The sequence below is a fragment of the Acinetobacter halotolerans genome, assembly GCF_004208515.1.
Classification (GTDB): Bacteria; Pseudomonadota; Gammaproteobacteria; order Pseudomonadales; family Moraxellaceae; genus Acinetobacter; species Acinetobacter halotolerans.
In genome coordinates this window covers 198,973-209,968 of sequence record NZ_SGIM01000006.1, presented here as the reverse complement: position 1 = coordinate 209,968, position 10,996 = coordinate 198,973, and the positions used below count along the sequence as shown (strand labels likewise).

Sequence of the window (10,996 nt, the reverse complement as noted above, 5' to 3'; positions counted from 1 at the left end):
AGATAAATTAAAATTGGAATTTTAAAATAAAGGTAATTAAAGAATGACTAATTGGATGGTTCACCCTAAATATGTTCAGCCTTTTTATTTAGAGTTTATGAATGGCAATATTATTTTAATATCTGAAGCAAAACGAAAGGTTCTATGGAAAGCATTTACAAGTTGCGCTTTAGAACTATCAGATATTGAAATTATACAAATGCTTAATGAAGGGTGGCGTTCTGAAAAAGTTGGAGTGTGGACAATTGCTTTAAGAAAGATGAATCAATTTTCTGATAAAATCCTTTCAAGACTGTTACAGTACCCGAATCATACAGAACATTTATGTATATGTCTTGCTCGCCTTGGAGGGGAACAATCTTACACAGGGTTATTAAAATATATAGAAAAGTGTAATGACACTGTATTGGCGAATAGGTGTATTAATGAAGCATTACAACCAGAATGGGCTTATGCAGCATTAAATTATTTACAGCCAGAAAGTAAGGTATTGCATGATAGGCAATGGTTTTTATTTCTTGAAGGATTGCCTCCAGTGTATAAGGAATTTTGGAAAAAAAGACATAATCATGTTCAATCTACATTTCTTTTGGTAATGGAATTGTTTGATTGGGAGTTTTGATATTCATCTATAAAATATTATTTAGATATGACGAACTTCTCTCCCTGTATTTGCTTATTGAGGTCATTTGATTTTTGAGGGGAGTCTAATAACGATTATAATTACTAGTCTTTAATCGTAATAATGAATGTTTCTAATATTTTACTTTGTTGATGTTTCTATAAAAATTTTATTTTGATAAATCCTAGTGATAAAAAATAAGTCGAATTTCTTTTTTCCTTATATGCGTAAACATTTCTTTATGTTATAAATAATTTTATAGGCATGTTTTTTGCTTGTTTAAATATAAGGAAGGCTTTATGAAATTATCTGTTGGGTTGAAAGTTGCGAACAGTCTCTCGTTAACTCCTCAATTACAGCAGGCAATTCGTCTCTTGCAACTTTCAAGTTTAGAATTAGAGCAAGAAGTACAAATACAATTGGATAGTAACCCGTTACTCGAAAAAATTGAAGAGGTGAGCACAACAGAAAGCTTATCTACATTAGAGCCCGCAGAAGAAAATGCAGATTTAACCACAGAGCTTAATGCTGATCACCTACCAAATGATTTACCTGTTGATACTGAATGGGATGATATTTACACCCATCAGTCTACAGCTCTAGGATCGCCAGAGTATGAGGAAAGAGAAGATAACCGGCAGGTTCAACATAATCTAAAAGAACATATTTTAGAGCAGGTTAATTTGTTGCATTTTTCTAATCTTGATAAGTTGATTGCCTATTGTGTAGTGGATTCTTTGGATGATAAAGGCTTCTTAGATGCAGATTTGGATGAAATTCTGTTTGCTGTAACACGTATATTACAAGAAATGGACAGTGAGGAAGAGGTTGAACTTGATGAGATCATTGTTGTTCTGAAACATATTCAACATTTGGACCCAGTGGGGGTTGGTTCTCGAAATCTTGCAGAATGTCTCAGGATTCAACTTGAAAGTTTAAGTGAAAAAGTTCTCTATGTGGCTGAAGCAAAGAAGCTTCTAAAAAGTTATGAGTTGCTTATTGCAAATGATTTAAATAAGTTGTTGAAGCAAACGGGTTTAACTAAAGAACAGTTAAAAAACGCGGTTGATTTATTAAAAACTTTGAAGCCTTATCCTGGGTTGGAGTTCAATCAGCAAGAATCTGAATATCAAGTTCCAGATGTCGTTGTTGCTAAAAAAGATCTACATTGGCAGGTGCAACTTAATCCAGATGTCATCCCTAAGTTGAGAATCAACTCTTTTTATTCCAGTATGATTCGTCGTGCTGATCAGAGTGATGATAATGTTTATTTGCGCAATCAGATGCTTGAGGCTAAAAACTTCATTAAAAGTGTTGATGAGCGTCATAAGACTTTATTAAAAGTCGCGACATGTATTGTTGAGCACCAGCGAGCTTTTTTAGAGTTGGGGCCAGAGGCAATGAAACCCTTGGTGTTGCGTGATGTTGCTGAAGAAGTTGAGTTACATGAATCGACAGTATCTCGTGTGACAACCAATAAATATATGCTGACACCGCGCGGACTTTTTGAATTGAAATATTTCTTTTCAAGTCACGTCGGAACGACCGCAGGTGGTGAGGCTTCTTCTACGGCAATTCGAGCCATGATTAAAAAATTAGTATCAAATGAAAATCCCCGTAAGCCTTTGTCAGATAATACTATTGCTGAGATGTTAAAAGTAGAAGGGATTGAAGTGGCTCGACGGACCGTCGCGAAATATCGTGAATCGTTACATATTCCCTCATCATCTGAAAGAAAAGTCTTGATCTGAATTTCAAGGTGTGACTATTCTAGGCATTCATTATGACCAAATAATGAATTTTTTAATAATCACTAGAGGATTCGCTAAAATGATTTAATGAGTGTAGAACCACATTTTGTGCATTAAATTGCTTGGGCGATATTCTCGTATCCTAAGAAAAGGTGAGGGATAGAATTATGCAAATAACGATTCGTGGACACCATTTAACCATTACACCTGCAATTGAAGAAAATATTAAAGAAAAGTTTAGTCAGATGACCAAGCATCTAGATCAAGTCAATAGTATGCAGATCAAACTGGCTAAAGATCATCAAGTCGATAAACGTTCACATAAAGGAAGTGCAAACCATATTGCAGAAGCAATTATACGCCTGCCGGGGATTGAATTGTTTGCACAGGCGACAGCTGATGATATGTATACTTCGATAAAAAAACTAACAGAAAAATTAAAACGACAGCTTGCAAAACATAGAAAAATACAATGTTCTTATCAACATGAACTTGCGATTTTGACTTAATTTTTAAGTCGATTAAGAGAGGCTTTTTATAGAGCCTCTTTTTTTAGTGATAAAAAAAGAAAACGCTTACTGAATTATATGAAAAAGTTATAGTAAAATAGCGCGTTTTACACCAATGGTTGTATAAGAGGTCTTGGCAATGAATAGTGAGCAGCTCACGCAAATTTTAAAAGAAGCTTTTCCTGAAGCAGAAGTAGCAGTGAGCGGACAGGCTGGCAAGTTTGATCTTCGTATTGTTGATGACCAGTTTGAAGGTAAACGTACCGTCACTCGCCAACAGGCTGTTTATGCACCCCTGAATTCTTATATTGCGAGTGGTGCAGTTCACGCTGTTACGATTCGCGCAATGACAAAAGACGAATGGCGTAAAGCAAGCCTTTTCGGAGCATAAATATTAATGGATAAATTTTTAATCACGGGCGGTGTTAAGCTCGAGGGCGAAGTGCGCATTTCTGGTGCTAAAAATGCAGCTTTGCCTTTACTTGCAGCAATGATCCTTGCTGACTCTCCGACTACGCTAACCAACGTACCCAATCTAAAAGATGTAAATACATTAGTTGAACTGATAGCGGGTTTGGGGATCACCATGAGTTATGAGGGTGAAACGGTTTGTGCTGATGCTTCAACATTAGATAACCAATTTGCACCCTATGAGCTTGTAAAAACAATGCGTGCATCTATTCTGGTGCTTGGTCCGTTATTGGCGCGTTATGGTAACGCGAAGGTTTCATTACCTGGTGGTTGTGCGATTGGTTCACGTCCAGTTGATCAGCATCTAAAAGCACTAGAAGCTTTGGGTGCGCAAATTGAAGTTGAAAATGGTTATGTCCATGCTTCAGTTGATGGCCGCTTAAAAGGTGGCGAAGTTGTTTTTGATATGGTCACTGTTGGCGGTACAGAAAACATTTTAATGGCTGCGGCATTGGCTGATGGTGTAACCACGATTCGTAATGCTGCTCGTGAACCAGAAATTACTGATCTTGCGCAAATGCTGATTAAAATGGGCGCTAAGATTGAAGGTTTAGACACGGATACGTTGGTTGTAACTGGTGTTGAAAGCTTGCATGGTTGTGAATACGCTGTCGTTGCTGATCGTATTGAAACAGGTTCATATTTAGCTGCGGCTGCGATTACGGGTGGCCGAGTTAAAACCACACATACTGACCCTTTATTGCTAGAAGCGGTATTGGAGAAGTTTGAAGAAATGGGGGCGGAAGTCACTTGCGGTGATGACTGGATTGAACTCGATATGCAAGGTAAACGACCTAAAGCTGTGAGTTTTAGAACATTACCACATCCAGATTTTCCTACAGATATGCAAGCACAATTGATGGCGGTAAATGCAATTGGTCGTGGTTTTGCAACGATTTCTGAAACAATTTTTGAAAATCGTTTTATGCATGTACCTGAACTGTCACGTATGGGTGCAAACATTCAAGTCGAAGGGCATGACGCGGTTGTAACTGGAGTAGAGACACTTCAAGCTGCACCTGTGATGGCGACTGATTTGCGTGCTTCATTTTCGCTTGTTCTTGCTGCTTTGGTTGCAGAGGGTGAGACATTGATCGATCGTATTTATCATATTGATCGTGGTTACGAACACATCGAAGAAAAATTGCAAAGTTTAGGGGCTCAGATTAAGCGAGTAAAAGGATGAATGACGTAAGAAACGATGATCCAAATTTTGATGTAATGGGCAATTTTGATCATGGTTTAACTTTGGCGCTCAGTAAAGGTCGTATTTTAAAAGAGACTTTACCTTTGCTTGAAAATGCTGGCATCAATTTACTGGAAGATCCAGAAAAGTCGCGTAAGCTGATTTTTCCAACTACGCATAAAAAAGTACGTATTCTTATTTTACGTGCTTCTGATGTGCCGACGTATGTTGAAAATGGTGCAGCAGACTTTGGCGTAGCGGGTAAAGATGTATTGATGGAACATGGCGCGCAACATGTTTATGAGTTACTTGACCTGAAAATTGCCAATTGTAAGTTAATGACTGCGGGGAAAGTGGGAATGGAACGTCCAAAAGGGCGTTTAAAGATCGCAACCAAATACGTCAACTTAACTCGTCAATATTATGCAAGCCTTGGTGAGCAGGTTGATGTGATTAAGCTCTATGGTTCAATGGAACTTGCACCGCTTGTTGGATTGGGCGATTACATTGTCGATGTGGTCGATACCGGGAATACTTTACGTGCCAATGGCTTAGAGCCATTAGAAGAAATTTGCAAAGTTTCTTCACGTTTAATTGTTAATAAAGCAAGTTTCAAACGTAAACAAGCTTTATTAAACCCAATTCTGACTCAACTTGAGCAGGCGATTAAAGAGCGTTAGAAATAAAAGCTCCTATTCTGTACAAAGGTCAACTTAGGTTGGCCTTTTATTTTTTAGTTTGTCAGGATTTCGCATGACATAGATATTTTGAATCTGTTGATTGCGATCAAATGCAAATGTCATCGCGATCACACAATTATGCTGCTGATCATATAACTTAAAGCCAATATTGCCATTGAGATGACATATTTCCCAAAAAAGCTCATTCCAAGCCTGAAATAGCAAGCGCTCAAAAAAGCGTAACACACTGGGCTGATCGATGAGTGGTTGAGGAATGGCTGAAACCTTACCGCCACCATCTGCAGCAAGCTGAATATCTTCACTCAGTAGTTTTTTAAGTTGATCGAGATTGTGTGAGTGAACGGCATCTCTAAACGCATTTAGTAAAGTCATCTGATGTGAAGTTGGTAATGTCGAAAGTACTTTTGGTTGTTCTGAAATCCGTTTTCTTCCACGTGCTACTAATTGCCGACAATAACTGTGCTGCTCTTGGATAATTTCAGAAACTTCTTGGTAATCAAGATTAAAAATATCGTGTAGTAAGTAAGCTGCACGTTCTTTGGGGGAGAGTTTTTCAAGAACTAAAAGAAATGCAGTAGATAGGGTGTAATCAGATTCGATCGATATCTGTTCTGTATGTTGATACGGTTCGGGTAACCATGTACCCACATATTCAGTCCGTGACTTGTGGTGTGAACGAAGTAAGTCAATACAATGACGAGTACATACCGAAGTAAGCCAAGCTTGGGGATTGAGGATTTCCTCTTTAGGCTGCATTTGCCATTTTAGAAAAATATCCTGTAATACGTCATCTGCGTCATGTGTTGAACCTAAGATGCGATAAGCTAGGCCGAACAAGAATGCTCGGCTTGCTTGAAATAGATCTAAATCATGTGTGGTTAGATTTTGTTGATTTTGCATCATCTTTAATGTTGTGAAATGCCGATACGATTCCATAAATTAATCATGCCAATCAATAAAGTTAAAGCAGATATTTGCTGTTCGTTGAAATATTCTAATAGGTTAGAACGTAGCGGCGCATAATCTGTTTGAGGGTGTAGTGTCGTTAATGCTTCTACCCAAGCAAAGGCGACTCTTTCTTGGTCGCTATAGTCAGCACAATGACGCCATACAATTAGGCGCTCTAGACGTGATTGGGTCTCACCATCTGCTAACGCTTCGGCAATATGCATTTTGACGCAATAAGCACATCCATTGATTTGTGAAGCTCTTAATAGAACTAAATGATAAAGAGAGCGCGGGATCAAGTCTAAGTCGTCAAGATTTTGGTGCACTTGATGGAGGTGTTGCACTGCATCTGGTAAATGTTTTTGAGGATGAATATTATTTATCGCCATTTTTAAAACTCCTGAAATAAACAAACATGGTTTCTAAATTGACGAATCAGCACTTAAGTCTGTGACAAGGAGTTAAAAATAATTTTTAAGAGATTGTTTTTATTTTAAAAATACTTCTAATTAATTAGTGGTTTTTAGATGAGTAATGCTATTGGATTGCTCATTGATGTACTGATTTTCCCTCAATATTTTTTTAGGCTGATATTGCATCCACAAATAGAGTGAAAAAGAGTAAACTTAGCGCTCTCTTATTCGCCTTGTGGGTAAATTGATGCGACGTTTATCGACTCAGGATCAAAATTTTAAACAGACATTTGCTGAACTATTAGCATTTGAAACTGTCAACGATCCTCAATTAATACAAACTGTAGATCAAATTATTGCTGATGTTCGTCAGCATGGTGATGATCATGTGCTTAAATTAACGCAACAGTTCGATCGACATCCCGCGCATCAATTCTCTGATTTAGAGCTGACTCAAGCACAACTTAAAACTGCATTTGAGGGATTAACGGTTGAAATCCGTGATGCATTAGAACTTGCTGCAAAGCGTATTCGTGCTTTCCATCAAGCTCAAAAGCAAGAAGGGTGGACTTATATTGATGAGTTGGGAAATACTTTAGGTCAAAAAGTCACACCACTTGATCGGGTCGGAATTTATGTGCCCGGTGGTTTAGCTTCTTACCCATCTTCTGTATTGATGAACGCACTTCCTGCCCATGTTGCAGGTGTTCCTGAAATCATTATGGTTGTTCCGGCACCCAATGGTGAGTTAAATCCATTGGTTCTAGCAGCAGCCTATTTGGCTGGGGTAAGTCGAGTATTTACAATTGGTGGTGCGCAAGCTGTCGCCGCTTTGGCTTATGGCACACAAACTGTTCCAGCAGTAGATAAAATTACTGGTCCAGGAAATCGTTTTGTTGCAGCGGCAAAAAGAGCCGTATTTGGTCAAGTCGGTATTGATATGATAGCAGGGCCTTCAGAAATTTTGGTTTATGCCGAAGGCGAAAATAATGCGGATTGGCTTGCGATGGATGTGTTGTCACAAGCGGAACATGATACGGTTGCCCAAGCCATTTTTATTACACCTGATGAAGATCTTTTGAATGCCGTTGATGCTGCGATTGAAAAGCATTTAAGTGAATTACCAAAAGCTGAAATTGCCAGAACTTCGATTCAAAATCGAGGTGCATTGGTTCTCGTTAAAGATCGGGCAGAAGCAGTTGAATTGATTAATCAAGTTGCACCTGAGCATTTAGAGCTGTGTTTAGATGATGCTGAACAGATGAGTCAAGAGATTCGTCATGCTGGTGCAATCTTTATGGGGCGTTATACGCCTGAAGCAATTGGTGATTATTGTGCAGGTCCAAACCATGTCCTGCCAACGTCGGGTACAGCGCGTTTCTCGTCTCCACTTGGCGTCTATGATTTCCAAAAGCGTTCTAGCCTAATCATGTGTTCACAGGAAGGCGTTAAACCTTTGGCGAAAACTGCAGATGTGCTTGCGGTACAGGAAAATCTAGATGCTCATGCCCGTTCAGCACGCTACCGTTATCAATAAATTTAAAACCTCTCCCTAACCCTCTCCTTGTAGGAGAGGGGATTATTAGAGAATTAAAATGTCGAATATCACAATAGAACAAATGCGTTTTTGGAGCCCTGAGGTTCGTGAATTGGAACCTTACGTTCCTGGTGAACAACCTAAAATTCAGAACCTATTAAAGCTTAATACTAATGAAAACCCTTATCCGCCCTCACCGAAAGTTGAGGCAGCGGTTCAAGCCGTTTTGGCAAATCAAGCAGATGCTTTGCGCTTATATCCAGACCCTGATGCAACAGCGTTGAAGCAAGCAATTGCTAAGCAACAAAATGTTGATATTACACAAGTCTTTGTGGGAAATGGTTCTGATGAAGTTTTAGCGCATATTTTTAAAGCATTTTTTATTCAGAAAGAACCTATACTTTATCCCGATATTACTTATAGTTTTTATCCTGTTTATAGCCAGTTCTTTGGAATCCACACCCAGCAAATTCCATTGAATGAAAATTTTGAAATTGATGTTGTAGATTATAAGCAAGTGAATGGTGGGGTTATTATTACCAATCCAAATGCACCAACCAGTATTGCTTTGGGTCTGGATCAAATCGAACAGGTTTTACAAGCAAATCCTAATCGTGTCGTTGTGATCGATGAGGCTTATGTCGACTTTGGTGCTGAAACTGCTGTTCAATTGGTTGATAAATATGAAAACTTAGTGGTCTGCCAAACAACCTCTAAATCACGTTCATTGGCGGGTTTACGTGTCGGGTTTGCCATTGCACAAAGTCATTTGATTGCTGCACTTGAAGCAGTAAAAAATAGCTTTAATTCTTATCCAATAGATCGTTTTGCAATTGCAGCTGCGGTTGCCTCATTTGAGGATCAGGCCTATTTTGAAGCACAATGTGAAAAAGTCATAGACAGCCGTGAAAAATTAATCAGTGAATTAACAGTTCTAGGTTTTCAAGTATTGCCATCAAAAGCAAATTTCATTTTTGCCACGCACCCAAAATATGATGCGGCACAATTAACGCAACAATTACGTGAACAGGGGATTCTAGTTCGTTATTTCAATAAACCTCGGATTAACCAATTCTTGCGTATCACGATTGGTACAGATGAACAAAATAAGCGTTTAGTGGATACGCTAAAAACGCATATTTTATAAATCTAGTTTTGATTTACACTTCTGTTTTCTGCCATGTATTGAGTAAATCGAGCATGGCAGAAATTTTATCAAAACATTCTTGATATTCGGCTTCAGCATCAGAAGCAATGGTGATACCGCCACCTGCCCACATGGATAATTCGTTTTGATATTTTTGAATACTGCGAATCAAAATATTCCATCGACCCGTCCCATCAAAATTAAAATACCCAAGACTGCCGCAATAAGCACCGCGAGGTGCACCTTCCAGTTCCTCAATAATTTGCATAGCACGAATTTTTGGAGCTCCTGTAATTGAACCGCCAGGTAGGGCAGATAATAACATTTGCATCGGGTTGATTTCTTCTTTTAATGTCGCGGTAATTTCGCTGACCATATGATGAACTTGATTGAAACTTTCTATTTCAAATAGTTTGGTGGTGGAGACTGAACCTGTTTCAGCATAAACACTTAAATCATTTCGCAATAAATCTACGATCATCACATTTTCAGCCTGATCTTTTTCAGATTTACATAAAGTTTCTTTGGAAATACGATCATCTTCGGGATTATCAAAACGGGGCATAGTGCCTTTAATGGGGCGTGTTTTTATTTTCCGATTTTGTTGAAACTCGATAAATAACTCAGGTGAACAGCTTAATAATTCAAAATCATCAATTTTTAGATAGCCAGCATAAGGTGCATGTGTGAGTTGCCATAATGCTGGTGCTGAGTTTAGTAAAGATCCTTTAGCTGTTGCTTTAAACTCTTGAGTGAGATTAATCTGATAACAATCACCAGCTTTGATGTATTCCTGAACGTGTTGGAATGCTTTGATATATTGTTGTTTTGACCAACGAGGGTGGCATTTTTCAAGTAAAGAAAGTGTGGACAGGTTCTTAGGTGTCGGTTGATTAATCAGATCAGAAATACGTGAAAAAATAAGCTGAGCTTTTGCTTCATCACTATGAAAATACCAAGCATTATCCTGAAATCTCAAAAAAGTTGAGTATTGGCCTAAGAAAAAGCTGGGCTGAGGGTGGCTGGAAATATTGACATGCTGATTGGCACTATAGTCATAACTAAAAAAGCCAATATATCCCCCATTAAAAGTTACATCTCGCTGTGAGGTTTGAGCGGTTGGATCAAACTTTGAAAACTCAGTAACAGTTGTTGCTTTTGCTTGTATTTGATATTGATTAAATTCAGTCTGATGAAATTGCTGAATTATTGATTTTTGAAATATAAGAAATTTTTGAGGAAGAAAAGCAATTACAGGAAAGTTTTGGTCATGTAAAAATACCAAACCCTTTAAATCATGAAGTTGGGAAAGAAGATCAAATGCAGAAGTAAGTGGCGTGTTTAGCTTTTGTTTAAAATAAGACATAAAATGAAAATATATTCATCTACATTTGGAAAAGAGGATTGTACTACAACCCCAAAAACTCTAGTGAGACTTTATAATGATTTAGTTTGAAAAATAGACAGGATTTTTACCTATTTGATCAAAAATAACGAGGAGGCTAGATGTCAATCGTGTCTATAAGCAGAAATAGAAGAAACAATTTTACTTACATTTCATCGTTACTTTTTAAAAAGAAGATAAAGCAACTGTTTTGTCATAATTTTTATCTAAATTAGGCATGTATTCATTTTAAAAAACCTTATATTTTATATGCTTATTTGTTTTTGTTGAGCGTGAGGTTATTTGGCGTTTTTTACACCGTTTATC

The 10,996-nt window shown here is 37.9% G+C and carries 11 protein-coding genes; 8 read left to right on the top strand and 3 right to left on the bottom strand.

What is annotated here, in order from left to right:
- The first annotated feature begins 43 nt into the window (after positions 1-43).
- The 6 genes from EXE30_RS09375 (at position 44) to hisG (ending at position 5,219) form a co-directional block, all read left to right on the top strand.
- Positions 44-622 carry a DUF6000 family protein gene (locus EXE30_RS09375; RefSeq protein ID WP_130162147.1) on the top strand — a complete coding sequence of 193 codons (579 nt, stop codon included), beginning with the start codon at positions 44-46 and terminating at the stop codon, positions 620-622.
- A 299-nt stretch (positions 623-921) separates the two neighbouring features.
- A complete protein-coding gene (locus EXE30_RS09370; RefSeq protein WP_130162146.1) occupies positions 922-2,373 on the top strand; it encodes an RNA polymerase factor sigma-54 in 1,452 nt (483 codons plus the stop codon).
- 167 nt (positions 2,374-2,540) lie between these two features.
- Positions 2,541-2,882, top strand: coding sequence for a ribosome hibernation-promoting factor, HPF/YfiA family (gene hpf / locus EXE30_RS09365; RefSeq protein ID WP_004669794.1), 342 nt, complete (start codon positions 2,541-2,543; stop codon positions 2,880-2,882).
- A gap of 139 nt (positions 2,883-3,021) precedes the next feature.
- Entirely contained in the window at positions 3,022-3,273 is a 252-nt protein-coding gene (ibaG, locus tag EXE30_RS09360; RefSeq protein WP_005198374.1) for a BolA family iron metabolism protein IbaG, read from the top strand.
- Between the two features lie 6 nt (positions 3,274-3,279).
- Positions 3,280-4,539 carry a UDP-N-acetylglucosamine 1-carboxyvinyltransferase gene (murA, locus tag EXE30_RS09355; RefSeq protein WP_130162145.1) on the top strand — a complete coding sequence of 420 codons (1,260 nt, stop codon included), beginning with the start codon at positions 3,280-3,282 and terminating at the stop codon, positions 4,537-4,539.
- On the top strand, positions 4,536-5,219 hold the full coding sequence (gene hisG / locus EXE30_RS09350) for an ATP phosphoribosyltransferase (RefSeq protein ID WP_121930046.1): 684 nt from the start codon (positions 4,536-4,538) through the stop codon (positions 5,217-5,219). The genes murA and hisG overlap by 4 nt, the downstream gene beginning before the upstream one ends.
- Before the next feature lie 33 nt (positions 5,220-5,252).
- Here hisG and EXE30_RS09345 read toward each other — a convergent pair whose 3' ends face one another.
- Together EXE30_RS09345 and EXE30_RS09340 are read right to left on the bottom strand one after the other, a co-directional pair.
- Complete coding sequence (locus EXE30_RS09345) at positions 5,253-6,143, bottom strand: sigma-70 family RNA polymerase sigma factor (RefSeq protein WP_171457355.1); 891 nt, start codon at positions 6,141-6,143, stop codon at positions 5,253-5,255.
- Positions 6,144-6,145: 2 nt separating this feature from the next.
- Positions 6,146-6,577, bottom strand: coding sequence for a carboxymuconolactone decarboxylase family protein (locus EXE30_RS09340; protein WP_130162144.1), 432 nt, complete (start codon positions 6,575-6,577; stop codon positions 6,146-6,148).
- 271 nt (positions 6,578-6,848) lie between these two features.
- Here EXE30_RS09340 and hisD point away from each other — a divergent pair, with 271 nt between their 5' ends.
- Together hisD and hisC are read left to right on the top strand one after the other, a co-directional pair.
- Positions 6,849-8,138 carry a histidinol dehydrogenase gene (gene hisD / locus EXE30_RS09335; RefSeq protein ID WP_130162143.1) on the top strand — a complete coding sequence of 430 codons (1,290 nt, stop codon included), beginning with the start codon at positions 6,849-6,851 and terminating at the stop codon, positions 8,136-8,138.
- A gap of 58 nt (positions 8,139-8,196) precedes the next feature.
- Complete coding sequence (gene hisC / locus EXE30_RS09330) at positions 8,197-9,285, top strand: histidinol-phosphate transaminase (RefSeq protein WP_130162142.1); 1,089 nt, start codon at positions 8,197-8,199, stop codon at positions 9,283-9,285.
- Positions 9,286-9,298: 13 nt separating this feature from the next.
- On the opposite strand, the gene EXE30_RS09325 is transcribed toward hisC, so the two are convergent.
- Positions 9,299-10,651, bottom strand: a complete 1,353-nt coding sequence (locus EXE30_RS09325; RefSeq protein ID WP_130162141.1) for an anthranilate synthase component I family protein — start codon at positions 10,649-10,651, stop codon at positions 9,299-9,301.
- Between the last annotated feature and the right edge of the window lie 345 nt (positions 10,652-10,996).

Excerpts from the sequence above, each read along its gene's own strand:
- EXE30_RS09375 (WP_130162147.1), top strand. The coding sequence starts at position 44 with ATGACTAATTGGATGGTTCACCCTAAATATGTTCAGCCTTTTTATTTA.
- EXE30_RS09370 (WP_130162146.1), top strand. The coding sequence starts at position 922 with ATGAAATTATCTGTTGGGTTGAAAGTTGCGAACAGTCTCTCGTTAACT.
- hpf (WP_004669794.1), top strand. The coding sequence starts at position 2,541 with ATGCAAATAACGATTCGTGGACACCATTTAACCATTACACCTGCAATT.
- ibaG (WP_005198374.1), top strand. The coding sequence starts at position 3,022 with ATGAATAGTGAGCAGCTCACGCAAATTTTAAAAGAAGCTTTTCCTGAA.
- murA (WP_130162145.1), top strand. The coding sequence starts at position 3,280 with ATGGATAAATTTTTAATCACGGGCGGTGTTAAGCTCGAGGGCGAAGTG.
- hisG (WP_121930046.1), top strand. The coding sequence starts at position 4,536 with ATGAATGACGTAAGAAACGATGATCCAAATTTTGATGTAATGGGCAAT.
- EXE30_RS09345 (WP_171457355.1), bottom strand. The coding sequence starts at position 6,143 with ATGATGCAAAATCAACAAAATCTAACCACACATGATTTAGATCTATTT.
- EXE30_RS09340 (WP_130162144.1), bottom strand. The coding sequence starts at position 6,577 with ATGGCGATAAATAATATTCATCCTCAAAAACATTTACCAGATGCAGTG.
- hisD (WP_130162143.1), top strand. The coding sequence starts at position 6,849 with ATGCGACGTTTATCGACTCAGGATCAAAATTTTAAACAGACATTTGCT.
- hisC (WP_130162142.1), top strand. The coding sequence starts at position 8,197 with ATGTCGAATATCACAATAGAACAAATGCGTTTTTGGAGCCCTGAGGTT.
- EXE30_RS09325 (WP_130162141.1), bottom strand. The coding sequence starts at position 10,651 with ATGTCTTATTTTAAACAAAAGCTAAACACGCCACTTACTTCTGCATTT.